Raw genomic sequence first — 26,947 nt, 5'->3', positions numbered from 1 at the left:
TTAACACCCTTATACAAACTATAACCTATACGGAGGTCAATCAACTATGGATCGTAACGTCATCATCTGCCGTTCCATTCTGGAAAACCCGGCAGTTACGCAGAGAGATTTATCAAAAGAGCTTAGCGTTTCCCTTGGAACCGTTAATAACCTGATAAAAGAATGCATTGAGAAAAATTACATTGAGATTGGAAGCGGAAGCGACGCCTATGAGCTGCTGCCAGCAGGACAGGCCCTGCTAAATGAAAATAAAGTGGACGGCGCACTCATCATTGCTGCCGGTTTTGGCTCCCGCTTTGTTCCCTTAACCTTTGAAACTCCCAAAGGACTGCTGGAGGTATTCGGAGAACGCATGATTGAACGTCAGATCCGCCAGCTGCACGAAGCAGGAATCAGGAACATTACCATTGTAGTGGGCTATTTAAAAGAGAAATTCGAATACCTTATAGACAAATATCAGGTTAAGCTTCTATATAATCCTGAATATTCCCATAAAAACACCCTGACCACCATTTACCATGCCCGAGAGATCCTTCGGGGTAAAAATATGTATGTTCTCTCTTCTGATAACTGGATGCGCCATAACATGTATCATGCCTATGAAACCGGCGCCTGGTATTCCGCATCCTTTATGGAAGGTGAAACCTCAGAATGGTGCCTTGATTATAATAAGAAGGGACGCATTTTAAATGTATCCATCGGCGGGCAGGACAAATGGGTAATGTATGGCCCGGTCTTTTTCTCCAAATCCTTTTCAGAACAGTTCTTAACCGTGTTGGAAAATTATTACAATCTTCCTGGAACAGAGCAGTTTTACTGGGAAAATGTCTACATGGAAATGCTGTCAGGAGAAGCTGCCAAAAGACTTCCTCATATTCCGGAAACAAGACAGGACATTGACCTGTTTATCAACCGAAGACCGGCTGACGAGGTATATGAATTCGAAAACCTGGAAGAACTTCGCCGTTTCGATTTGAAATATCAGCGCCATTCCGATAATGAAGCCATGGAATTAGTATCAGCCGTATTTCAGGTGCCTGAGTCTGAAATCACAGAAATACGCTGCTTAAAGTCAGGCATGACAAACAAATCCTTTCTTTTTAAAATAAAGGACCGCCATTATATCTGCCGCATCCCTGGACCCGGAACAGAACTCCTTATTAACCGTCAGCAGGAGAAAGCCGTTTATGATGCCCTGAACGGACTGGATATCTCGGAAAAGGTCATTTACTTTAATGGAGAAACAGGATATAAAATTGCGGAATTTTATGAAGGTGCCCACAATGCGGATCCTTCCAACAGGGAAGAAATAAAACGCTGCATGGCAGTTGTCCGGAAGTTCCACAAATCCGGGCTTAAGGTAGACCACTCCTTTGACATTCGTGAGCGGATCGATTTCTATGAAAAGCTTTGTAAAGCCCATGGGGACATCCTGTTTGACGATTACGCCATTGTCCGTAAACAGATGACAGAGCTTTTAAACCAGCTGGACAGCCTGGGGCATGAGAAGGTCCTTTCCCATATTGATACGGTGGTGGACAACTTTTTAATGCTTCCAAACGGCAATATACGATTAATTGACTGGGAATATTCCGGGATGTGCGATCCCCTGGTGGATATCAGTATGTGTGCGATTTATTCCTATTATGACGAAGAACAGGCGGATGACCTCATAAAGATCTACCTGGAACGGGAGCCTTCTGATGAAGAGCGTTTCACCATTTACGCCTATATGGCCCTGGGCGGTTTCCTGTGGAGCCTTTGGGCGGTATACAAAGCAGCCTTAGGTGAGGAATTTGGCGAATACACCATAATCATGTACCGATATGCAAAAAACTACTATAAAAAGTGCTCTGAAATCTCCAAAATATGATATTTTTGGAAATTGTCCGCAAATCGTAATAAAATGTTTATGTATTCCTGTCGGTACTATGCTATAATGTACACGAATGCAATGAGCAGTGCGAAATAAGGCAGGGAAAGATTTTCGTTGTGCTTGCACATAAGAAAATCTTTTCATGGCTTATTTCATAGGGCGAATGCCCGTGAGCGAGTAAAACCTGCGGTTTTACTCGCTGCACTGCGGACTTATGAAATAAGGCAAGGGAAGATTTTGTTATTCCTACATATAATAGAATCCTTCCATGACCTATTTCACAGGGCAAATGCCCGTGAGCTCGTAAAACTGCAGGTTTTGCAAGCCACACTACGGATCCGCGAAATTAGACAAAGAAAGATTTTTCTTATTCCTAGACTTAAGATAATCCTTCTGCGACTTATATCACAAGGCGAATGCCCATGAGCTCGTAAACCTGCGGTTTTACTCGCTGCACTGCGGACCCAAGAAATAAGAAAAATAAAATGGCTAGAACAGGAGGATAGACGGTGTGCGATACAGAAAAAATTTAACAGCTCTGCTGATAGCAGGGCTTGTAGGAACCGCTGCTCTGATACCGGCTGGTACAGCCTGGGGGGCCACCGGCTGGGTTGCAGACGGTTCCCAGTGGAAATATGTTGATGAGGATGGTTCCATTCATAAAGGCTGGGTAAAGACATCCGACGGAACCTTTTATTTTCTTGACCTCTCCACAGGCTATATGGCTACCGGGTGGAAACAGATCAACGGAAACTGGTACTATTTTCATTCCAACGGTGCCATGGCTACCAAATGGATACAAGACGGCGGAAAATATTATTACCTCATGGATGACACAGGCGTCCTTGTAAAGGGCTGGTTAAAAATAGGCAATGACTACTACTACATGAAGGGCGACGGTTCCATGTCCATCGGATGGCGTGAAATGGACGGCGGCTGGTATTATTTTAAAGAAAACGGTAAATGTACCATTGGTTGGGGACAGATTGGAAACGACTGGTTTTATTTCGGCTCTGACGGCAAGATGGTCACCGGTTGGAAACAGATTGACAATGCCTACTATTATCTCAATGTGGATTCCAAATCCGTATTAGGCAAGATGATGACCGGCTGGCTCAGTGACGGAACCAACAAATATTACATGGATGCAAGCAGCGGAAAAATGGCCCATGGCTGGAAGCAAATTGACGGTTCCTGGTATTATTTTAACGATTCCGGGCATATGATGACCGGCTGGGTACAGCTTTCCGGCGTTTACTATTATCTTGATCCTTCTACAGGCAAGATGGCGGCCAACACCACCCTTACCATTGATGGCAAGAGCTATACCTTTGGTTCCAGCGGAGCTTATCAGGAAAACGCTTCCGGTTCACCTTCCGGAACTTCCGGAGGAAGCACTCCCGGAGGTACATCAACTGATACGACCACTGCTCCCGGCGGAACCACTTCAAACACATCGGACTCCAGCGGACCAGGAGGATCCTCTTCTGACGGCAACACCTTAAGCGGAGCACCGGGAAGCTCCTCAAACGATACTCCCGGCGGTTCAACCACTCCTTCAGGCAGCAACGGGTATCAGCTGTCGCCAGGGCTTACGTCAGGCCCCGGTTGATCTCATATGACTTAGTATCTGTGTGGGTATCTGCACCTCGGCGCGGATACCCCTTTATTTATGTGCGCAAAGAGTCAGGCCGGGAAACCATCTGGTCCTGCCGCAAAAACCAAGGAAAGTTTCAAAGCAGGCAAGCTTCACCTTATTTATAGGCCTGTATTTTTCCTTCCAAAAGCATAAAAGCGCACGGTAATTTATAGTACTCGAATGATAAGGAGGTATCACATTGAGACACAAAAAAATTGGCATACGTTTTGCCGCAGCAGCATTATGCGCCTTTATGGGAATGTCTGCTGGATTTGGTCCGGCCATGGATTCCTGGGCAGCGGGCTATGAAAAGGTCAACGGCTATTATCAGCTGGCAGACGGCACGGTGATTGAACAGGTAATTGCCAGAGGAATCGATGTTTCCAGATGGCAGGGAAATGTGAATTGGGCAGCTGTAGCGGCAGATGATGTCAGCTTTGTCATGCTGGGAACCAGATCCAAGGGTGTTGTAGATCCCAATTTCCACACCAACGTACAGGGTGCATCCGCGGCAGGTCTTAAAGTTGGCGCCTACATCTATTCTCTGGCTACTACTCCGGAGATGGCCAGAGCGGAAGCAGATTTTGTCCTCAGCCTGGTAAAGGATTATCCCATTTCCTTTCCTATCGCTTTTGATGCAGAGGACAGCGCCACCCTTGGCACCCTGCCTCCGGCACAGGTGAGCGAAGTGATCAACGCATTCTGCCAGCGTATCGCAGATGCCGGGTATTACCCCATCGTTTATGCCAATGATTACTGGTTATCAAATAAGATAGACTTATCCAATATGCATTATGACATATGGGTTGCCAGGTATGAGGCCAAGCATGTTTATGCCAACCCTATCATGTGGCAGGTCACCAGCACCGGTTCCATTGACGGCATTACCGGAAACGTTGACATTGACTTCCTCTATAAGGACTTAACTCCAAAGCTTCCAGGAAATATGTGGAGAACCATTGGAGGAAAAACATATTACTACCAGAATTATTCTATTCAGAAAAACGCATGGATCAACGATGGTTCCGGCTGGTTCTACTTAAACGAAGAAGGGCTGACCGCCAGCGGATGGTTTGATAAGGACGGATTACGTTATTATCTGGATGAAACCACGGGACGTATGAGCACCGGATGGAAGCTGCTTTCTGACAAATGGTATTTCTTTAATCAAAGCGGTTCCATGAATACCGGATGGCTTTCTGACAACGGAGCGCGTTATTATCTGGATTCCACTGGTGCAATGGCAACAGGCTGGCAGGAATTAAACGGTCAGTACTATTACCTGGATCCTTCTTCCGGACAAATGGCTGTGGGCTGGAAGGACTTAAACGGCAAACGGTATTTCTTACAGGAAAGCGGCGTAATGGCTACCGGCTGGCTGGATAACAATGGTTCCCGGTATTATTTAAATAACGATGGCTCTATGGCAACAGGCTGGCATACCGATGGCTCCACCAAGTATTATCTTGCAGAAAACGGTGCAGTATCTACGGGATGGCAATTGATTGATAACAGCTGGTATTTCTTTAACCAGGGCGGTACCATGACCACAGGCTGGGTCAATCCTGACGGAAACTGGTATTATATTGGGAATGACGGAAAGATGCAGTCCGGCTGGCTTGAGGATCGGGGAGCCAAGTACTATTTAAGCGCTTCTTCCGGTAAGATGACCATAGGCTGGAGACAGATTGATGGATCCTGGTATTACTTTGGCGCAAGCGGTGCCATGACAGCCGGCATGACTGAAGTCAACGGCCAGCAGTATTACTTAAATCCGGCTGATGGAAAGATGGCGGCCTCTAGTACATTTGTACTGGATGGTGTTTCCTATACCGCTGATGCCAACGGCGTATGCACGGTAACGCCTCAGGCAGCCTCTGAGCAGCCGGCAGGAGAAGGCACGGCGGAAAGTCAGCCTGCTCAAACAGAAACCGCACCTGCGGAATCCGCTGCCGACCAGACGAAGGAAATCGGACCTGGAATACATAATTAAATGGCAGATGAAACGCTGTAGATCGTGGATCTGCACTGTAATGTGATAGTCTATTCCATACACAAAGATAGCTCTGAAAGCAGAAAAATGCGCTTTGAAAAACGGCTTTTCAGCCTGATTCAAAGCGCATTTCTGATTCAAGATTATTTCTTTAAAGTCACTCATATATACTTTTCTTGTAAGTTCTCTTATACCAGGTCCCTTATGGAAAGGCTATATACAAACTCTTATTAAAAACTGCTTACAAAAAGTCCCCTGCAAAGTCTTCTATACTGAGTTCCTTATACAACATTCTCTTAATATAAAGTTCTTTTATACAAAACCCTCATATATAAAATTCCGTTCAAAGAATTTTTATCCAAAGCTTCATATACAAAATTTCATATATAAACCCTTATCAACCCCTCTGATACAATCTCTCTTTCCCTCCGCAACTATCACTGCTCAGAAAAGTTCTTCGTCTCCCCAACAATATAAATAGGCCTGTCCTTTAACTCTGCAAACAGGATCGCAATATAATTCCCGATGATCCCAACAATCAGAAACAGCACCGCGAACATAAAGCAGATCAGCACAATGGTAGTGGCATACCCGTTAGGAGTCCCAACTCTTGCCCAGCTCCATATGGTATAGATCATCATAACGATTCCCAGAAGGCCTGCTCCGCAACCGGCATAAATCCCAAGCTTTAAAGGCAGATTGGAAAAGCACATAATCGTATTTAAAGAAAATACCATAAGCTTTTTAATACTATATTTGCTCTCTCCCGCCACCCTGACTCCGGCCTCATATTCAATGGTAGTCTTATTAAAACCGATGTTCTGCACATATCCCCGCAGAAAGCGGACTTTTTCCCTGTAATTATCCTTAAGCACTTGAGAAGCCCGTTTGGATATGGCAAAGAAGTCAGAAGCATTTGGTTCAAACTTCACATCGGAAAGCGCATTGATCAAATGATAAAAGGAGGAGGAGGCAAAGTTCTTGAACCAGCCTGCGGATTCATTTTTTGTCCGGACCATGTTGATGACATCATAGCCGCTTTCAAATTTGCTGACGATCTCCGGCAAATACTCAGGAGGATGCTGTAAATCTGCATCCATGCAGACGATTCCATCTCCGCTGCTGTAATCAAGCCCGGCAATCATGGCCGCCTCGTGGCCAAAGTTTCTGGAAAAGCTGATTACCTTCACCTTTTTATCCAGTCCGGATAAACGGTCAAGGATCTTCATGGTGCCATCCTGGCTTCCGTCATTGACAAAAATCAGTTCATAGTCCCAGTCAAGTTTATTTAAAATTCTGGCCGTTTCCTCATAGAACTGGTTGAGAGCCAGTTCCTCATTGTAGCACGATACCACGACCGATAATGTTTTTCTCATGTTTGCCTCCTAATGAATCAAGGGGATATGCCGACATATCCAGTTGATTCCCAAGCTCAGGACTGAAAGAAGGTTTTCTTTCACCCTAGAGCTCTTCCTGTTATGTTACAGTTTATCCATGCTGTTGTTCTTCATTTGTTTCCTTTTTTATATAACATTGTTCAAATTCTGTCAATGCCTGGGCTGATTTTTCGCTGTAATCTCCGTTCACATCCACCATTGCCAAAAGGTTTCCATTATCATAGCATACCGGTATCAGCTTTCCACCTTCAATTAAGTCCCTGACCAGTGTATAGGAACGGTTTTCTTCTCCAGTATAGCCCGCCTGGACATAAACATAGTCTGTTTTTGCATAATCCATGAATTCCACGAAATAATCCATTTTCTTGACTAAAACCACATTTCCCCATACCCCTGTAATATCATCATAGGACTGAACATTGCAAGGGAATACCAGCACATCCGGATGGTCTCCAACAGCAATGAGCCTGGTTTCCGGATCAGCGGCAAGAATATCCCATATTGCACCGTTTCCCTTTGAAGCCATGTCCTGCCTGGCGGCTTCCCGATGGTCGTAATAGCCTTTATGGGATAGTGACACAGGTGTAAAACCAAGGCTCCAGTTCCAGCTGGTCATGGAGGTAACGAATACGGAAAATAATAGCACCCAGACTCCGACTCCCATGCCTCCCCGCCACAAGGTCTTTTCCCTGGCTTCTGACGCAGCTTTCAGGACAGCAACCGCAGTAAGTACGTAAAGCAGCATGAAATAGTTCCCATCTACCTGAGTCAGCATGGCAAAGCTGATAAGATTAACAATCAAAAACGGCACATAGATCACTTTCAAAAAGGCGGACAGCTGGCAATTCTTCCCTCTATCCACATTTTTACCGTAAAAACGGCTTGCAATCCACAATAAGAGAAGAAAATACAGCAGAAATCCACCCCAGGCCAGGACCACGTGGTCCATATCCTCTCCTACAGGACAAAAGAAAAATCCATTCAACCGGTTTGCCAGCCGGACTGCTTTTTCTCCAAGGGACATTCCTGCACCGTAATTGGGGATAGAATTGATCATAAACGGATATTTCATATGAAACCCTATCTTTGTGAGAAGGGAGGAGAAAACGGATGTAAGGGGAAGCCCTGTCAGCAGAAACGTTCTCGCCCAGATTCCTCCTAATGCCAGGATTGCACCCGCCATAACTGCCGCTGCTCCGCTGTTCTTCGCTTCTGCCCCAAAGCTGGGAAGTAAAAGCTTTCCCATCAGGTACAAAAATCCCATTCCAAAAACAGCGGTGGAAAAGATCAGGGCCGTTGGTTTTAAGGTAAGGCTGAGAAAAAAGGCCGCCATCCCATAACCCAGATAACGCCAGGACTTTTGCCCTGCTTTTATATATCTGAGAAGATAATACACCATGATTTCCTGGACGAGCAGGGTGATGATGTCACTTTTGGCCGTAACCGCCATATTCATAATACCTGGAACTCCCGACAAAAGGGCAGCTAAAAAGACCGCCTGTTCCCGTTTTAAATAAAAGCGGCCGATTTTATAGCCCAGAAAAAGGACTCCCAAAGACAGCCACAAATTGATCGAAGTCACAAAACTGTAGGATGGAAGCTGGGACAAAGGCAGGGTCAAAACCTCAAAACCTTTGGAATAGGTGTAGACGATCCCTATGGTTCCCAGATTTTCATAAATCCCATGGCCATTATCCAGGATATAGCGGGATCTGACTCCGTACCACAAGCTGTCATAATCCACGGCAATGTTAAGTCTCCCTGCCTGAAGGCACACCATGGTCAGAAGAAAAGCCAGAAGGAAAATTTCTTTTCCGCTAAAAGCCGGAGCATTTCCCTTTCTTCCGCCTCCCAGACAGGATCTTCCTAAAAGCAAAAGGACCCCGGCACTGATAAAAACAAACACGGTCAGATGACGGATGGAGCCAATGCCGATGGCAGACATAATGCAAAAGACAACTATGAGAGAGGATGCACCTGTGAGAAAATCAGAAGCCAATCCATCTTCCCTTGGAAGCTTACACAGGAACACACGGAGAAAACGGCCAAAGAACAAAATATAGGCCAGATAAAGGCCTGTGACCAGTACCGGAACAAAGGCCATATGGGCCCACAAAAAGACGGCCGTGATAAATACCGCCGCTATAAGCTTTTGACTGTTTTTGGGAAACAAAAAGCCTGATAAACAGAAGGCAGCAAACAGCGCCGCCGTCTCTGCCACCATGGTCTTGTATTCCCTCTGGTTCATGATCCACTGAAAAACTTCCTGGTCTAAGATCTGGTTCAAAGAATACAGGATCCCTGCCGCTGAAAGAAGCATAAACACCAGGACCCCATATCCATGCTTTTTTGATCTCCCCATAAAAACCCCCGACTGTCATTTTTTATATCCATGAATCAAACGGATTTACGTACTGTTTCTGCATATCCAGTTGATCCGCAAGGGTGGATTAAAGGCTGCTTTACTTTCCATCATCCTGTTTAAAATCATTCCGGAATATGCTGTATCCGTTTTCCTTTAAAATCGTAAGCGCGCTCCGGACCTTGGCCCCGCTGTCTGCCCTGCTGGGCCTGTATTCAAAACCTTCCCTCAGTTCATCGTCTGTAGCAGTTTCAAAGTTTAAAGCTAACTGCGCCTTTGTTTCAAAGCTTCCCCTTCGGTGAGGTGCCTTTTTTATCTCTACATAGGTGGTGTAGCAGTTTCCTGCCAGAAACAGTACACAGGCAGCACAGGCAACGATTCGAAGGGAGGTCTGGCCTTTCCTCTTCCTTTGCTTTGATAATAGGGCAAAGGTCAGCAGGATTCCAAGGATCCCGGACTGGAACTGGAGAGCATATCTGGAGCTTAACCCGTAATTTTCCTGGAGGAATATCCACCTGGACAAGACAATGAGCACGTGGTTTAAACCTCCTGACACGATGAGGATAAGAGGAAGGACCGTCTTTTCATACAAACGGTACCGAAGGTTCAGCCACAGAGCAAACAGATACAGCAGGATCACCAGAAAACCAAGAATCAAAAACGGAGTATTGGTTCGAAAGATTTTCTCAGCCTGTTCCCCTTCTATTACCATGGAGGAAAAAGATTTTATGAAAAAACGGACAAAAAAACCGGGCGTATCCCTTAACTGGACAAGCAGAGGCACCGTAGCCGGAGCCGCATGATCTTCCACCGCATAGGCATTGCTCCATAAATACAGGAGAAGGGGAATCAGAGCGCAAAGACCATATCCCCCCCAACCCCTTCCTGAATCCTCTTTTTTCAACAGGTACATGAGGCCGCAGGCTAAAATGACTGTCACCGAATAGATGGCACAGTAAGGGCCTGCCACCAGCAGGGTCGTGAAAAACGGAAGGAGAATCAGCCTTACCCTGTCATATTTTTTCTCCTGGCCGCTCCATACACGGTCCATAACCTCATAATGATAATAAAAGCAGGCAAAGGATAAGAAATGAGTCCAGCCGCTTCCATTGGTCAGCATTTCCCACTTGTTGAGACTGAAAAGCACTGCCATCAAAACCCCGAACCAGGCCAAAGAAACCTTCCTGCGGCTGCAGTAGCTTCCCAGGGCCAGGCCGGAAAGCCCCAGGGCCAAAACGCCCAGTACCCGGTCAAACATGATGTTATAGCCGAACATAGAGATGTTAAGGATCCTTCCCAGATAATTGACAGGGATCCTGGTCAGGATATCCGGCACAAAGAATTTGGCCGGATTCCATACGTCAGGCAGATAACTGTTTACAAGGCGGACGTAATCGGAATAAATTCCGTCACAGGTTGCCGTAAAAATATACCAGAGGCCAAAAACGGTTCCCAAAAGGGGGAACAGACCATACAAATGCTTTCCCTTCATGTATTTCACCTCTGCATTTAATTTGCCGTTACAGAAGCAACGATGGAAAGATGCTTCTCTCCTCTTTGCTCCGCTGCATTTTCATAGAAAAAGTTGCTTTCAAAATCTAACTCCGTGACCTGAAAGGAGGTTGCGTCAATTTCGGCCGTCACCGTGTTGGATTGAATAGGAATGGCATGTTTTTCTGTCCCGTTCACTGTCACCAGAACCTGCTCAAGGCCGGTGATAACGCCGGGATAATAGAATTTAAGACCAATCTTTCCTTCTTTCCCCGCCATGATCCGTATTTTGGCACTTTCATCCAGCCAGCCATCCTCATAACAGCCATAAACCGGCTCAAATTTTATGTTCCGCACAAAGTCGGTAACATCCTGAAACGCGTTATGGGCCGGATCTTCTCTCAGGATCAGCATGTTTGGAGTCACCAGTCCGATATCGTGAATGGAACTAATGAAAGAAACCTCGGTCCCTTCTGCCAGCCTGTCCTTGTCAAAGGTTTTAAAAAATGTCCTGGCGGTAAAATCGCTCATCTCATAGGAATTGCCGATGATATAGATTTTTTTTCCGAATATGTTTTCCTTGTATTTCCCGTAAGTTTCATCCGCAAGAGAATTATACCGAAGCTGAGAGGGCCAGTAGTAAAGGTTCTCGTATTTCCCACGGTAAAAGCTTTCAACCGGAACCATGAGAACACCGTAAAAAAGGAACAGACCGCAGTATAAAAGGGGCTTGGAGAGCTTTGTTTTGGCTTCCCCTTTCGGCACCACCACACCGCACATGTAAGCGGCAAACAGCCACGCTGCGGTCATGGAAACGTAGATCCACCGGGTCTCCACCCGGATGGTGACGCTGGAGGAGCCGATGCACAGTGCAATAAACAGAAGAAACAGGCAGATCACAGGAAGGCGTTTTTTTAGCTGCTCCCGTTCCCGTATGACGGTTACAAGGAAAACCACGGTCATCACAACAAGAAGGATATCCGCAAATATCACCAGGACATGAAGCCAGTAAGGCGATTTCCCCCAGCTTAAGCCGTTTAAATGGTCAGGACCCGCATTGATCCCGAATAGGTAGAACACCTGGCTAACGGCATACCGGAAGGTATCAGAAATGTGGAAGGTATCCGCCACATCCGTTCCCCCGGTCCCTGCCGGAGAAATGCTCCCAATGGTCAGGAAACGGATAGCCTGAACGGCCAGGAACGCCCCGGTAATGCTCAGCCAGGGCTTTTTCTGTTTTTCCTTTTTCATGAGAAACGCTGCATAAAACAGGGGTAAAAGCACCATGTAGCGTTCATGGATGAAGCAGATGGAAAAATACATTACGGTTGCAGCAGGCACAAACCATTTTCTTTCCTTTTCCTCGGATATATAACGGTAGAGACAATAGAAAATTCCCAGGGCAGTCCATAAAGCCATGCTTTCCATCAGGCCGTATACCTGACTGATCTGGTAATAAGACATCCGGGAAAGCAGGTATAAGATCCCGCAGAAAAATCCCATCAGCCACCTGCCTGACAAACGTCTCCCAAACCGGTAGACCGTGTAGGCGATACAGCCGTTTAAAAGGATATTAAAGGGTACAAACCAGCTGATATGGCTTCCCGAGACCATCAGTTCCAGCCAGGCTGCCAGATAGTAAACGAAACGGAACCGGGTGCTTCCCAGGGGGAATACGAATTCACGGAAGGACTGCTCTCCGTAGCAGGACCAAAGGTATAAATCATCCATATAAAGCCCTTTTATCTCAATTCCCCTGTTTATGAAAAATGCAAAGCCCAGCAAAAGTGCAGCTGCAATGATTTCATCCTTCCACCCGGCTATCCATTGTCTGTCTTTCATCTTTCGCCCCTTTCTTATTTCAATCCCCACACCTCTGCACGGGAGATGTGATCATAGTTACAGAACAGCTTAAAAGAACCGCTCCTCTAACATCAGGCAGAGGGCATGATAAATGGGAAGATGGAGCTCCTGTATTTTAAATGTCTCCATTTCCGGAGCAACGATGGTCACATCCGCTGACCTTTTTAAAAGTCCTCCGTCTTTTCCCGCAAGACCGATGGTCTTCATGCCAATTGCCTTTGCTGCTGTCACGGCATACATCACATTTTTCGCATTGCCGGAGGTGGATATGCCTAAAAGCACATCTCCCTTCCTTCCATATCCGTAAGTCTGCTGGGCGTAGATCAGTTCTCCGTCCACATCGTTTAGAAATGCCGTAGAAAGGCTTGGATGACCGGTCAGGGCTATGGCCGGAAGGCCTCCCTGAAGCTTTTCTCCCAATTCTTTTCCAAACTCTGGATCTGCCTCTAACAGCTTCCCTGCAAAATCCTCTGAAACGGGACGGCGTTTTACAAAGCCCTTCATCAATTCTCCTACGATATGCTCTGCATCTGCACAGCTTCCGCCATTTCCGGCAATCAGAAGCTTTCCGCCGTTTTCATAACATGTTTCCAGAATCTCATAAGCTTCCCTGATCTGAGGCTTTATGCCGGCCAGTACAGGATAACGTTCAATGAGTTCGTCTAAATAGTTCATTGGTTCCATGTTTCACACACTCCTTCTCTGTTGAGTATCCAGTCCACAGCTTCTTTCATGGTGGGTGCGTAAAAATCAAAAGAATTCTTTTTTTCTTCCTGAGTCAGGCCGCCGTATAATTCTTTTCCGTACCCGGTACCCACCAAAACCGTGCCCACTCCATACCTTTTTCCGGCTTCCGTATCCAGAAGCTTGTCCCCGATCATATAGGAATGGGACTTGTCCACCGGAAAGCTTGCCTCTGCCATCTCAAACATTCCTGTTTCCGGCTTACGGCAATGGCATTCCCGGCCGTATTCTCCGATCCCGTAAACCGGATGATGGGGGCAGTAATAAAAACGGTCTATAAAGGCTCCTTCCTTTGACAGAAGGCTGTTTAAGTACTCATGGAGGGATTTTACATCTTCTTCTTTGTAATAGCCCCTTGCCACTCCGGCCTGGTTGGTGACCACCACAAGCTTAAAGCCCTGCACTCTAAGCCGTCTTAGAGCCTTCGGCACTCCGGGAAGGATCACCAGATCTTCAGGCCGGTGTAAATATTCCACCTCTTCATTGATGGTACCGTCCCGGTCTAAAAATATGATTCTGTCCATGGTCTTTCCCTCCTTTTTGCTGCCCTTTTTCCATGCCTATAATGGAAAATGATATTCGCCTCCAGGTATGGCGACCTTAATTTCCTCATAATTCCACCGTTTTTCATCGTTGATCCAGGCCTGGGCGCCCCGCAGTTCAAAGTTCCAGTCCGTAAGCTGTCCCCCGGCCGCTTCCATGCGCGCCGCCACCTTATGGCGGACATTATAGGGGCAATATACCAGAAGGAATCCGCCGCCACCGGCTCCCAAAAGCTTTCCTCCCAGGGCTCCGGCCTTTAGTGCCTCCTCATAAAGCTCGTCAATGTGAGGGGTGGAGATCTTGCTGCTCATGCGCTTCTTGCTCTTCCAGCCATAGTCTAAAAGCTTTCCAAAGCTGTAAAGATTTCCTTTCAGCAGTTCATCCTTCATGGCATAGGCAAGGGCCTTTACCTCGCACATGGCATCAAAAGGATCTTTTTTTTCATAGTTCTTTACCTGATCTTTTATGATGTTGGCAGAGATATGGATGTTTCCTGTATAGCAAAGGAGCAGATTGTACTGCAGTTCATGTATGACCTCTTTTTTTATGCGGAGAGGATTGACTACCACGTTATTGCGGCCGTGGAACTCAATGAAATTAAAGCCTCCAAAAGTTGCGGCGTACTGGTCCTGGTATCCTCCGTCGATCTTTAAATCTTCCCTCTCCACTTTGTAGGCTAAGTCTGCCATGGCATAACTGTCCATCTCCACGCCTTTCCATTTGGCCATGGCCGTCAAAAGAGCTACCATAACGGTGGAGGAAGTTCCAAGGCCTGATCCCGGAGGGGCATCGCACTGTAAGTACACCTCACAGCCCTGTTTGATATCCATTGCCTTTAAGGCTGCTGTTACCAGATCCAGACGCCCGTCATATACATAATTTTCTTTGGTATTGTACTTCACCGTCATGTCAAAGTCCAGGGAATGGACGATGATCTGGTCATCATCCCTTGGCACGATGGAGCAGTATGCGTATTTATTAATGGTGCTGCCGATAATTGCCCCTCCCTGCTCCACGCAGAAGGGAGCCACATCGGTTCCTCCTCCTCCAAAGCTCACCCGCAGGGGAGCACGTCCTCTGATTACCATAAGCTCACCTCTCTTTTCCCCTCTCCGCCCGTGTTCTCCGGGCATAAACCTGTAAGGTGCTTCCTCACATCTTCTGCAAACCGGTAATAATCCTCAGGAATGCCGATATCAATGAAATATCCGTCGCTTACAAAGCCGCCCAGCTTTTTGCCCTCTGAAAGCCATTTGGGAATCATGTCCTGCTCCAGGGACACCTTTCCCTGGGGTATCTCATCAAGAAGTTCCCGCTTAAGATAATAAATGCCTCCGTTTATGGTACCCCGGCGCTTTTCGTCAGTCTTCTCATTAAAGGTCTTAAGCCAGCCGTCTTCCAGAACAGCCTGTCCGTAGCGGGACACATCAGGCACTTCCCGCAGCACCAGAGCCATGTCAAGGCCGCGCTCCTTGCCAAGGGATGTAAGTCTGCTGTAATCGATTCGGTAAAAGGTATCTGCATTCAATACGAGAAACTGGTCTTCTGTTACCTTAGCACCGGCATTTTTAATGGCACCGGCAGTTCCTAAAAGCTCTTCTTCATAGGCATATGAAACATGGATTCCCCATTTGGACCCATCCTTAAAATATTCTTCTACCATGGAACCTTTGTAGCCTACGGCAAAAATGATTGACTTGACTCCATTTCTGATCAGTTCCGCCACTACATATTCCATAAAAGGCTTGTCTCCGATCAGCGCCATTGGCTTTGGCCTGTCACTCACCACGGAACGAAGTCTGGTGCCAAGGCCTCCTGCCAGTAAAATTGCCTGCATATCTGTATCCTCCTGATATTTCTGCTAACGGTATTATATCATAAGTTTGCAGTGCAGCTCGTAAAACCTGCGGTTTTACTTGCTCACGGGCATTCGCCCTATGAAATAAGTCATGAAAAAGTTTTCTTATGTGCAAGCACAACGAAAGCTTTTCCCTGCCTTATTTCGCACTGCTCAGTGCTTTCCTGGATAGTATAACATATATCTCCCACAGTGATCCATAAAGATCATTTCTGTGGCTTCCCTGCCCAGGTCTGAAACACGCGTCCCAGGCCATGAATGGCTTTCCTGGATCCTATGGCGAAAAGCACCGGAAGAATTACTCCCAAAATGAGGTAGACCGCATGAAGCTCCGGATAGGAATGGGGGAAGCCTCCCTGATTTTCTGCAGGCTCCAGTATGATCTGGGCATAAATCCGGTCACAGAGCTTAAACACCAGGAAATGAAGAGCCATGATATCAAAGGAATATTTTCCAAGCAGGGCCGCAGTCTTCCCGGCCATAGGAATCTTTTGCAGGCATTTTGCCCCATAGCAGCAAAGATAAATGCCGGCTGCGGAAATGATATAGAAATTGATCCCTTCTGGTATCTGATTGGCGGACAGCTCCACACTTTCTTCGGTAAACATGAGGAAATAATAGAAAAGTCCTGCGCAAGCGGCCGCTCCATACCATGTCACATATTTTTCAACGGAAATCTTCCAGGTCCGCAGGGCATATCCGCCATAGTAGATGGGAATTACCAGGAAGGCGGTCTGAAGGTGGTAGTTTAAGAATATCTCCCGCCGGCTCAGTGCTGCGCCAAAGAGCCCTGCCCCGATGCATAGAACCGCAGCCGCCCATGCCCGTAGGGAAGCAGGCAGATAATTCCGGCAAAACCAGTGGATGGCTGAAAAGCCTGTTCCGGACGCCAGCATGAGAGGCACAAACCACATGGCTCCTGACGGGCCTTCCGGACAGCGAAGGAACAGGGTATTTCCCATTGCAATGAGCATTTCCCTTTTGCCGTAATAGGCATCAGACGGAAAAAGCAGGTACCAGGAAAGGAGGTTATGTAATAAAACGAACATGCTTCCATAGCAGAAATAAGGCACCCACATGTTCTTTAGCCGCCGTGAAAAAAATTCAAAGGGGGCATCCCCATAACGCTCTTCATTGTACAGATATCCTGAAACGAAAAAGAATATGGCCAGATGGTAATAATACACCGTACGGATGGCGATCCCCAGGTTCTGGGAATGGCCGAACACAATGGATACGATCCCGATCCCTTTTAAAATGTCCCAGAGCAGAAGCCGGTCTCTCTTTTTCTCTTCCATGCGATCCTCTTCCTTTCCTGTCGCCTTCTCCTTTGCCCTTTTATCCCGATTCAAATAAATCAAAGCGCACCTACTGCGAGGCGCGGGTCACGCTCTGGGTGACACCATACATTTACGCGCCTCTGCAATCCAATGGAGACGTTAAGCCTTTCCATCTAAAAATCTTCTCCCACCACGTTCCAGGCAGCCTCTATGCTGTGATACTTTCGGATGTAATTCTGAGTTTCCAGACACATCTGCCTGCACCGTTTTGTGTCCTGATACAGGGAAACCACTTCCTCTGCAAAGGCCTTCGGTTCATCTCTCACCACCATAACCTGGTCCGCTTCCGGGATTCCCTCTGCTCCAATGGAGGTTGTGACCACGGGAGCGCCGTTATATAAAGCTTCAATGACCTTTCCCTTGACCCCTGCGCCGTAACGCAGAGGCACCACTACCACCCGGCAGCTTAAATAAAGCCTTTCCAGTTCGTCCTCTGATACAAATCCCTTGACAATGATCCCGTTGCCCGGCTGTTCCAAAGCCTTGATCTCATCCGTTACTCTGGAACCTACGATATAGAAATTCATGGAAAGCTGTTCCCGGATCAGCGGGAATATTTCCTGTGCAAACCATAAAACTGCATCTGCGTTAGGCGGATGAGCAAATCCACCCACAAACAAAAGTCCTTCCCTTTTTTCAAAATCATCGGGAATGTGGTTTAAAAACTTTTCATAGACATAGGCCACAATGGCTTTCACATGGATGGATGGCTCGATCTCATGAATGGCCTCCCGCTCCACATAAGACGGATAATAGGATACCGCAGTCTTTTTCATAAGGCGAAGCTCCACAGACTTCCAGTACTCGGAAGCTTCCCTCTTCTTGGGATCTCCGGTCAGCTCATACTCCCTGCCTTCTCTTAAGAAATGCAGATCATGTCCATAATAAATCATCTTAATGTTTGTCTTATCTTTAATAAAATCCACATATTTTGCAGCGATATGGGGACGGTTTAAATAAGCAACCTTTATATCATTTCCATGTTCCTTCAGCCATTCCCAGATCTTTACCTGGTATTCCTTACCGTAGAGAATCTCGATCCCCAACTGCTGCAAAGCGGTGGAATAAGGCTCTTCATGAAGGAAATTATCTCCAAGGAACTTCACCACATAACCCTTTTCCAGGAACATCTTTAAATACTGGAAGGTGGTCTTGGAACCGGCATCCCTGTCATAGGTGGGAACATAATGGTCCACGACCAGTATGATGTCCTTACCCTGGCTTCTCTCCCTGGCCCGGAAAACGTCGGGATTTCCATCGTTTTCACTTTGCTGTTTCAGTTCTTCCGTCCATTTTTCCTTTAGCTTTAAGCCGTTTTCCACCTGATACCGCTTAAGTCCAGAGCCATTGACATCCGTTCCGTTGGAAATGCCCTCAAAATGAATGACCTTGGAAAAGGGCTGATAAACCACCCGCAGACCGGCCCTGCGCACCTCAAAGGCAAGGTCAGAATCCTCACAGTATGCAGGGGCATAACGGTCGTCAAATCCTCCGATCCGTTTCCACAGCTCATTGGAAAGAAGGATGGCGGCCCCGGATATATAGTCCACATCTTTTACATAGTTGTATTCCGGCTTTTCCGGATCGTCGAGACGTCCGTAATTCCAGCCGGATCCGTCGCGGAAAATGATGCCTCCGGCTTCCTGCAGTCTTCCGTCAGGGTAGACCAGCTTGGAGCCAACCATGCCGATGGCAGGATCAGATTCAATCAAATTCACCAGACTGCTTAGCCAGCCTTCTGTTACCTGGGTGTCATTGTTTAAGAACATGACATATTTTCCCCTGGCAGCCTTGGCGGCCTGATTGCAGTTTCTTAAGAATCCCTGGTTTGTTTCATTGCGGCATATGACCACATTTTCCGTAAATTTTGAAAGCTCAGCTGTTGCATCTGAAGAAACATCGTCCGCTATGATAACCTCATACACCACATCCTTTGTATGTTCCAGAATGGACACCAGACAGGCATAGGTATAATGGATCTGGTTGTATACGGGAATGATGATGGACACCATTGGATGGCCCTCTTTTATGAAACGAAGCTTTCCATGGACCCGGTAGGCCTCTCCGATCTTCATATCCCCTTCAATCAGGTTCCGCCCCTCTTCTGTTGTATAAAGGCGGAAGGATTTTAAGGGATGGAACACCGTATCCTTGGCGTAAATCAGCAGTTTCCGTTTTTGGGTCCCTTGAGGAAACTTATCGTTAAAGATTCTTCCCAGCTTTCTTCTGACACGGTAGGTCAATGCCTGATGTCTCTGGAGGGTGGCGATCATTTCACTCATATTGCTGCAATCTGCCCGCAGCGCCTGGATGATAGCTTCCTGGTTTCCCACATGATTGTCAGTCAGGCGTTTCTCCTCCTGCTGCCTGGTGATGAGCACATCCTTTTCCCGGATCTCCATATCCAACTGGGTAATGTGCTCCTTTGTCTCGTCGATCACCCTGGATACTTCATACATGTCTTCAGGCAGGGCATGGGTTTCATGCATGTAGTTGACCAGGTAGATCTGCTGGTTCTCTCCGTGAACATAGTCCTGGAAGCACCGTTCCATCTCCTCATAGGTGCCCAGGCGCTCTGCCTCCACGCCGAACTCCTCCATAAAGGCTTCCATGGAGCCATAAGACAAAATGCTTTTATACTGTTCATAAAAGTAATAAAGGACCCGGAACTTTATAAAGGTGACCGGGACCGGGAAGGAAAATACCCATTCATAGTCCAGGCAGTAAGGGCCATCCTCCGTGATCATGATGTTCTCAAACAGACAGTCAATGTTGGAGGTTTTAAACGCCCAGTCCTTTTTAAAGCGTTCATCAGCTTCAGTCAGCTTCCCAAAGACCTCTTCAAATTCAGGCGTAATTGTAAAGGGAATGATGCAGTTTTCCTTTGCCCCCATGATGAGGGAAATCCCATCTTCCATTTGTGGCACGGAAACCTTTCCATCCTGGATCTCTTTTCCCAGAAGCTCGGAAAGGGTCTGGCCTTTCAGGAAATCGAAACGGGCAGTCCTTCCATCGGAACTTATGGAAACCCCGGCAACCTTTAACCTTTGGTTTTGCTCTGTAAGGCTTTTATATTTTACCCCAAGGGACTTTATATGGGCAACGCCCTCAGGCTTTAAAGCCGTCTTTTCCACATAAGGACAGCCATCCTGCTCCACCAGGCTGGTACGTATCTGGAACGCTTCCCTGCGGGTCCTGTTGTATTTTACAAAATTAATTTTCTTCATGGCTGCTCCAAATGGTTAAAAATGAATTGGCAAATGTCTCAAACTGCTTTCCCTCACACACCTCGTCATACATCTTTCCTAAATCAAACCTTAAATACTTGGGATAATCGTAAGCCAGGATGGCATGGGTTAAATCTCCTTTGCCCGGCAGATATCCATCGGAATATAAGGTGATAGGCAGGCGGTAATCAGGCATTGGATAGTAAACTTCCACCTTTCCCTGTCTGGTCTCTTCTCCACGCAAAAGCTCTAAAAGTTCTTCCCTGGAAAGCCGGTCCTGATCAGGGACAGCACCTGCCTGATATTTAAGGCCAAGACGGTTGCATATGGAAAGGATCAGCTTTCCTTCCGGCTTTAAAAGGGATTTGGCCTTACTTATGTGTTTGTCATAGGGCTGTCTTAAGGAACCGACCATTACCACATAATCAAAGCCTTCCTCTTCAAAGGAGTCTAAATCCCCGGTTATATACCGGATGTTTTCCTGTGCCTCATTGCGCAAACGGTTGACCGATAAATTGTGACTGTCAGGGTCAAGGACGGTCACCTGCCTGACCCGCCTGCTGTATAAGCCGGTCAGGGCCCCGTAGTCAGACCCCACCTGAAGGAGAGAACCCGCCTCATCAAATTCATACCATTCCAACAGGTTCTCACGAATCTCGGATAACGCGTACAAGTAGTCCAGATTGGGGTTTTCCTGGAGCAGCTTTTTCGTATCTCCATGGTATTTAATAAACAGTTTTTTCAGTTCAGGGCTGATATCATTCATGGACGTTTCCTCCTCACTCTCCTGCCCGGTAAAGCTTTAAGCTTACTTCCGGTTCCATATCATAAATACCTACCGTATTTTTATTGGAAATGACCGTAATATTTGCGATGTCATACAGACGGTGATAAACCACATGTTCTCCGTTTTCAAATCCGGTGCAGCTCATGGAAAGGAGATACTCTCCTCCCTGAAGGGTCATTTTCTGGTTAAATTCCACCTCATATTCATCGCCATTTTCCACGGCCTGCACATCGGAGGCCTCGTACATGGTGTTGGTGCCGGTCAAATCGGCTCCCCGTTTATCCTTGATGGTATAGGTAAAGATGGGCGTCTCGATTTTCGTATGAAAATGAATCCGCTCCTTTATGGTAAAGCGTTCCCCTTTCAGCAGAAGGTTAGTCACATTCCCTCTTTCGTCCAGAAGTCCGAAATCCACGATCTCCGCCCGTTTATCGCCGTATTCCGTGCGGCTGGGGTTGATGGTGAGCTTTTCCTTCATAAACCCTTCCTGGCGGGAACTTTGGGACTGCATCTGAACTGAGGCCTGTTCTCCGGAAAAGTCATTTAATATGCCTTTTCTTATTTCTTCTAAATCTTCCCCAAGGTCATCCATTTGATTGGCCAGGATCTTTTTATAAAGATCCACCATCTTTCCAGGCTCTCCCTCGGCGATAAAATTTCCTTTATTTAAAACAACGACGCGGTCACAATATTTGATGATCGCTCCCATATCATGGGTAACCATCAAAATAGTGGTTCCGTTCTGACGGATTTCTTCCATACGGCGGTAGCATTTGGCCTGAAAAAATACGTCTCCCACGGACAATGCTTCGTCCACAATGAGAATCTCAGGCTCCACGTTGATAGCCAGGGCAAATGCCAGGCGGACAAACATACCGCTTGAATAAGTCTTCACGGGCTGATAGACAAAATCTCCGATGTCCGCAAAATCCAGGATGTCCCGAAGCTTTCCATCCATTTCTTTCTTGGAAAATCCCATCATGGTGCCGTTCATGTAGATGTTTTCGATTCCCGTATAATCCATGTTAAAACCGGCTCCCAGCTCCAAAAGTGCGGAAATCACCCCGTTGACCTCCAGGGTGCCTGAGGATGGTGTTAAGACTCCTGTAATGATTTTTAAAATGGTGGATTTCCCTGATCCGTTGGTTCCGATGATTCCTACGGTCTGTCCCTTTTCTACCTCAAAAGAAATGCCGTTTAAGGCGTAGAAATCACGGTGGTAATTTTTATGGGTCACGCTTAAAGCCTCTTTTAACCGGTCAACAGGCTTGTCGTATAATTTATAGATCTTTGTTACATTATTAACAGATATTGCTTTGTTGTTCCATTCTACGGACATTGAATCCTCCATGTTACATTAAATTATCCCTTCTCACAGCACATCGGAAAAGTGCGGGCGCAGCTTTTTAAATACTTTCAGTCCCAAAAGCATCAGGACAATGGTCACTGACCAGAAATAAAGTCCCAGGGTCGGCCGTTCTGTCAGCCAGTTTCCGGTCAGCATGCTGTCCCGGTACCCGGCCACAATATAATAGAAAGGATTCAGCTTAAGCAGAACCGGCAGCCAGGAGGGAATCGAGGAAAACATTTCCGGCGCCCACATGATGGGCACCATCCACATCCCAAACTGCAGGAAAATGCCTATGATCTGTGCCATATCCTTGAAAAACACGTGAATGGCGCTGGTAAAATACGCAATAGCCAGAGACAGCATGGAGCTTGCAAAGGAATAGTACAGGATCTGGATCCAGCTGGCCTTTGGAAAAAAGCCATAGCAGAAAAATACCACGATCATGATGATTGCAAAAATGCCATGTACCATCAGGCAGGAAATCATCTTGATGACCGGAAGGATCTCCACCCGGAACACCACCTTTTTCACCAGATAATTATATTCCTGAAGACAGCCAGTTCCCATGTTCAGCACCTCGCTGAAATAAAACCAGGGCACAATGCCCGGAATCAGCCAAAGCACGTAGGGGTATTCCGGAACAGGGGGCACGCTCTTAAAGCCCATCTGAAATACAAAAAAGTATACTAAAACCGTTGCCATGGGCTGTAAAAACATCCATGCGATCCCGAAATAGGAGCCTACAAACCGTTTTTTAAAATCTGCCTTTGACAGATCCAGGATGAGCTTCCTCTTTGCAATAATTTCTTTTATTAAGGAAACCAGATATTTCATGGTTTTCTCCTCTCGCTAAAATTTAAAGGTATCCCGGATTCCGCCCCACTTCTGATCCTTTTCAGAGATGATCAGCTCCATGCCTTCCTCTACCGGCCAGTCAATGCCGATCTCCGGATCGCTCCATAAAATTCCGCCCTCATCACCGGGATGATAAAAATCAGTGCATTTGTATGCGAATTCCGCTTCATCAGACAAAACTAAAAATCCATGGGCAAAGCCTTCCGGAATGTAAAACTGCTTTTTGTTCTCCGCAGACAACTCCACGCCAAACCATTTTCCATAGGTTTCGGAAGCGGAACGCAGATCCACTGCCACGTCAAATACCCTTCCTCTCACTACCCGCACCAGCTTTCCCTGTGGAAACTGCTTCTGGAAATGAAGGCCCCGCAGTACGCCCTTTACGGACATGGACTGGTTGTCCTGTACGAAAACCATGTCAAGCCCTGCCTCCTGAAAGTCTTTCTGGTTATAGGTTTCCATGAAATATCCTCTGGAATCGTGAAATACCGCAGGCTCAATGACAAAAAGTCCTTTGATTCCGCATGTTGTTACTTTTATCTTTCCCATAATTTATGCTCCTTTACCTATCAAAACATTCTTTTACTTGTAGCATTCTACCACAAGTTGGGCCAGATTTCTATATATAGGGGGATTTTTATTTAAATAAACCGTTCCTTTGCGGACAAATTATGAGAAAAGAAAATGCGGAAAATGTCTTTTATTGCAGATAAAAAATGCTGTCTCTCATACGAATGTATAAGAAAACAGCATTTTAGAATGTCACTTCCACGGAAAAATAATCCTTACCAACTTACTGCTTCACAATAAACGACTTTCTCTTACTCACCACATCAAATATAACTGCCGCCATAAGAACCGCTCCTTTTACCACCTTCTGCAGGTTCTGGTCAACACCCATGATGCTCATCCCTAAGTTCAGCACGCCCATAAGAGTCGCGCCTACAATAACTCCAGGCACAGTTCCTGTACCGCCGTATGCGGAAGCGCCTCCGATAAAGCAGGCACCGATGGCATCCATTTCGTAGCTGTTTCCTGCCGTAGGATTGGCAGAATTTAACCGGGCAACGGTCACCATACCTGCCACTGCTGCCAGGAGACCCATATTCAAATAAGCGAGAAAATACACTTTATTGGTGTCAATGCCGGACAGCCTGGTTGCCTTCTCATTTCCGCCCACAGCGTAAAAATACCGTCCTGTGGTTGTTTTGGAAGAAATATAACTGTAGATCCCAATGATCGCCGTCACCCAGATAAGGGCGTTTGGAATCCCTTTATATCTGGCCAGCTTATACATAAAGAACAAAACCACAAAGCTGATAAGAGCCATTTTGACAGCCAGGCCTCCAAGGGGATCCACCCGGTATCCTTTTTGAAGCTTTCTTCTCCTGTTTAAAAGCTCCAGAACCACAAAAACAAGACAGGCAATGATGCCCACCAGAAAACAGGTCAGGTTAAAGCCCTGAATACCAAAGATATCCGGGACATAGGTGTTAAACAGGTTTAAAAATGGTTCCGGAATAGGGGACAAGGTCATTCCCTGTAAAACCACATTGGATAACCCCCGGAACATGAGCATACCGGCCAAGGTTACGATAAAAGGAGGGATCCGCACGTATGCGATCCAGAAGCCCTGCCATGCGCCCACCAGTACGCCCATAATCAGCATTGCAAGCAAGGTCAGATAAGGGTTAATCCCCATGGTGATCATCATGCTTCCGCCTATGGCCCCTACAAAACAAACCACAGAGCCTACGGACAAGTCAATGTTGCCTCCTGTGAGGATGCAAAAAAGCATACCAGTGGCCAGGATAAATACATAGGCATTCTGGGCAATTAAATTGTTCACATTCTGGGGCAGAAGCATCTTTCCTCCGGTGTTGACCGTGAAAAGAATGACTACAACAGCCAGAACGATCACCATCGTATATTTTTTTAATCCCTCAGATAATTTCATCTTATTCTCCATCTTCTACACACCTTTCTTCTAGCTTTGCCCGTATTGCCTCTAATTTGCCCCCGCTTCAGGGCATAAAGGGATGCCCTCAGGGTGTTTATCTGACTTTAAGATACAGGCCATGATCTTTTCCTGAGTCGCCTCGGCCGCGCTGACCTCTCCCACCATTCGGCCTTCATTCATGATATAAATCCGGTCGGACATTCCAAGCACTTCCGGAAGCTCTGATGATATCATGATGATTGATTTGCCTTCCGAGGCCAGACGGTTGATGATGCAGTATATCTCGTATTTTGCGCCTACGTCGATCCCTCTGGTAGGTTCATCTAAAATCAGGATATCAGGTTCCGCGAACATCCATTTTGACAGAAGGACTTTCTGCTGGTTTCCGCCGCTTAAATTTCCCACGTTCTGTTCCACTGTGGGGCATTTGGTTTTCAGCTTATCCCGGTAATCCTCTGCCACCTCAAATTCTTTATCCTTATCAATAATGGTATGGCGGCTGACGGCCTGCATATTGGCAAGGGTCGTGTTGATCTTAATGGGAGTCCCCAGAATCAGGCCGTTGCCCTTCCGGTCCTCAGTGACATAAGCGAGCTTGTGACGGATCGCATCCCGGACAGAATTTAATGATGTCTCTTTTCCGTGAATGCGGATTGTTCCGGAAATATTGACCCCATAGCTTTTTCCGAAAATGCTCATGGCAAGTTCTGTTCTTCCGGCACCCATCAGACCGCAGATTCCTACCACCTCTCCTTTTCTCACATGAAAGGAGACATCGCTTACCACCTTCCGGTCAGAATACAAAGGATGACAGGCACTCCAGTGCTCTACCTCCATGGCCTTTTCACCGATTTCCACGTCACACCGCCTGGGAAAACGGTCCACCAGCTCCCGTCCCACCATGCCTTTGATGATCCGGTCTTCGGTAATGGCATCCTTTTTCCTGTCCAGAGTTTCTATGGTCGAGCCGTCGCGGATGACTGTGATCTTATCCGCCACATAGGCAATTTCATTCAGTTTATGAGAAATAATGATAGAAGTTAATCCCTCTGATTTAAATTTCAGCAAAAGCTCCAGAAGGGACTTGGAATCATCTTCATTCAATGATGCGGTAGGCTCATCCAGGATCAAAAGCCTGGCATTCTTTGCAAGAGCCTTTGCGATTTCCACCAGCTGCTGCTTGCCTACGCTGATATCCTTGATCAGTGTCTGGGAAGATTCCATAAGCCCAACGGTTTTTAAATACCGGTCCGCCTCCCCGTAAGTTTCATTCCAGTTGATTGCGTACCTTTTCCCCTTTTCATTTCCCAGATACATGTTTTCAGCAATCGTCATGTAGGGGACAAGGGCCAGCTCCTGATGAATGATGACGATTCCCTTTTGTTCACTGTCACTGATATGGTTAAATTTGCAGATTTCTCCGCCGTAAATAATATCTCCCTCATAGGTGCCATAGGGATAAATGCCGCTGAGCACGTTCATCAGAGTAGATTTACCGGCTCCATTTTCCCCAACCAGGGCATGGATTTCCCCTTCCTCTACCTGAAGGTTTACATTATCCAGAGCCTTGACGCCTGGAAATGTCTTGGTTATGTTCTTCATTTCCAAAAGTATTTTTGCCAAGAATATCCCTCCCTTGCCGTCATTTCTTAAGGACGGCC

General features: G+C 46.7%; 19 protein-coding genes. 3 read left to right on the top strand and 16 right to left on the bottom strand.

Going from position 1 to position 26,947, the window contains the following annotated elements; genetic code table 11:
* The first annotated feature begins 46 nt into the window (after positions 1-46).
* The 3 genes from K401_RS0113110 (at position 47) to K401_RS0113100 (ending at position 5,508) form a co-directional block, all read left to right on the top strand.
* Complete coding sequence (locus tag K401_RS0113110) at positions 47-1,873, top strand: phosphotransferase (RefSeq protein WP_024293381.1); 1,827 nt, start codon at positions 47-49, stop codon at positions 1,871-1,873.
* 514 nt (positions 1,874-2,387) lie between these two features.
* Complete coding sequence (locus tag K401_RS0113105) at positions 2,388-3,488, top strand: PspC-like choline-binding domain-containing protein (protein ID WP_024293380.1); 1,101 nt, start codon at positions 2,388-2,390, stop codon at positions 3,486-3,488.
* Between the two features lie 226 nt (positions 3,489-3,714).
* The gene (locus K401_RS0113100; protein ID WP_024293379.1) at positions 3,715-5,508 is read left to right on the top strand and encodes a GH25 family lysozyme; all 1,794 of its coding nucleotides are present in this window, start codon (positions 3,715-3,717) and stop codon (positions 5,506-5,508) included.
* Between the two features lie 437 nt (positions 5,509-5,945).
* Here K401_RS0113100 and K401_RS0113095 read toward each other — a convergent pair whose 3' ends face one another.
* From K401_RS0113095 to mmsA, 16 genes are all read right to left on the bottom strand, one after another.
* The gene (locus tag K401_RS0113095; RefSeq protein ID WP_024293378.1) at positions 5,946-6,884 is read right to left on the bottom strand and encodes a glycosyltransferase family 2 protein; all 939 of its coding nucleotides are present in this window, start codon (positions 6,882-6,884) and stop codon (positions 5,946-5,948) included.
* 112 nt (positions 6,885-6,996) lie between these two features.
* Complete coding sequence (locus tag K401_RS0113090; protein WP_024293377.1) at positions 6,997-9,267, bottom strand: glycosyltransferase family 39 protein; 2,271 nt, start codon at positions 9,265-9,267, stop codon at positions 6,997-6,999.
* A gap of 100 nt (positions 9,268-9,367) precedes the next feature.
* Entirely contained in the window at positions 9,368-10,759 is a 1,392-nt protein-coding gene (locus K401_RS0113085) for a hypothetical protein (RefSeq protein ID WP_024293376.1), read from the bottom strand.
* 17 nt (positions 10,760-10,776) lie between these two features.
* The gene (locus K401_RS0113080) at positions 10,777-12,600 is read right to left on the bottom strand and encodes a putative glycosyltransferase family protein (protein ID WP_024293375.1); all 1,824 of its coding nucleotides are present in this window, start codon (positions 12,598-12,600) and stop codon (positions 10,777-10,779) included.
* Positions 12,601-12,669: 69 nt separating this feature from the next.
* Positions 12,670-13,305 (bottom strand): D-sedoheptulose-7-phosphate isomerase, encoded by a 636-nt coding sequence (locus K401_RS0113075; RefSeq protein ID WP_024293374.1) that lies wholly within the window; start codon positions 13,303-13,305, stop codon positions 12,670-12,672.
* Positions 13,293-13,889, bottom strand: coding sequence for a D-glycero-alpha-D-manno-heptose-1,7-bisphosphate 7-phosphatase (locus K401_RS0113070; protein WP_024293373.1), 597 nt, complete (start codon positions 13,887-13,889; stop codon positions 13,293-13,295). Before K401_RS0113070 ends, K401_RS0113075 begins: the two co-directional genes overlap by 13 nt.
* 36 nt (positions 13,890-13,925) lie before the next feature.
* Positions 13,926-14,996, bottom strand: a complete 1,071-nt coding sequence (locus tag K401_RS0113065) for a GHMP family kinase ATP-binding protein (RefSeq protein ID WP_024293372.1) — start codon at positions 14,994-14,996, stop codon at positions 13,926-13,928.
* The gene (locus K401_RS0113060; protein WP_024293371.1) at positions 14,990-15,745 is read right to left on the bottom strand and encodes a nucleotidyltransferase family protein; all 756 of its coding nucleotides are present in this window, start codon (positions 15,743-15,745) and stop codon (positions 14,990-14,992) included. The genes K401_RS0113065 and K401_RS0113060 overlap by 7 nt, the downstream gene beginning before the upstream one ends.
* A gap of 227 nt (positions 15,746-15,972) precedes the next feature.
* Positions 15,973-17,064: an acyltransferase family protein gene (locus tag K401_RS0113055; protein WP_024293370.1), complete on the bottom strand. Its 1,092-nt coding sequence runs from the start codon at positions 17,062-17,064 to the stop codon at positions 15,973-15,975.
* 155 nt (positions 17,065-17,219) lie between these two features.
* On the bottom strand, positions 17,220-20,333 hold the full coding sequence (locus K401_RS0113050) for a glycosyltransferase (protein WP_024293369.1): 3,114 nt from the start codon (positions 20,331-20,333) through the stop codon (positions 17,220-17,222).
* The gene (locus tag K401_RS0113045; RefSeq protein WP_024293368.1) at positions 20,320-21,099 is read right to left on the bottom strand and encodes a class I SAM-dependent methyltransferase; all 780 of its coding nucleotides are present in this window, start codon (positions 21,097-21,099) and stop codon (positions 20,320-20,322) included. Before K401_RS0113045 ends, K401_RS0113050 begins: the two co-directional genes overlap by 14 nt.
* Before the next feature lie 13 nt (positions 21,100-21,112).
* Positions 21,113-22,459: an ABC transporter ATP-binding protein gene (locus K401_RS0113040; protein ID WP_024293367.1), complete on the bottom strand. Its 1,347-nt coding sequence runs from the start codon at positions 22,457-22,459 to the stop codon at positions 21,113-21,115.
* A 33-nt stretch (positions 22,460-22,492) separates the two neighbouring features.
* Positions 22,493-23,305, bottom strand: coding sequence for an ABC transporter permease (locus K401_RS0113035; protein WP_024293366.1), 813 nt, complete (start codon positions 23,303-23,305; stop codon positions 22,493-22,495).
* Between the two features lie 15 nt (positions 23,306-23,320).
* Positions 23,321-23,875, bottom strand: coding sequence for a dTDP-4-dehydrorhamnose 3,5-epimerase (gene rfbC, locus K401_RS0113030; RefSeq protein ID WP_024293365.1), 555 nt, complete (start codon positions 23,873-23,875; stop codon positions 23,321-23,323).
* Between the two features lie 244 nt (positions 23,876-24,119).
* Entirely contained in the window at positions 24,120-25,295 is a 1,176-nt protein-coding gene (mmsB, locus tag K401_RS0113025) for a multiple monosaccharide ABC transporter permease (RefSeq protein ID WP_024293364.1), read from the bottom strand.
* A 39-nt stretch (positions 25,296-25,334) separates the two neighbouring features.
* Positions 25,335-26,909 (bottom strand): multiple monosaccharide ABC transporter ATP-binding protein, encoded by a 1,575-nt coding sequence (gene mmsA / locus K401_RS0113020; protein ID WP_024293363.1) that lies wholly within the window; start codon positions 26,907-26,909, stop codon positions 25,335-25,337.
* Positions 26,910-26,947 lie beyond the last annotated feature (38 nt).

It is taken from the genome of Lacrimispora indolis DSM 755 (assembly GCF_000526995.1).
GTDB classification, from domain to species: domain Bacteria; phylum Bacillota; class Clostridia; order Lachnospirales; family Lachnospiraceae; genus Lacrimispora; species Lacrimispora indolis.
Note: the sequence above shows the minus strand (reverse complement) of the source record. Positions and strands in the feature narration are given on the sequence as shown.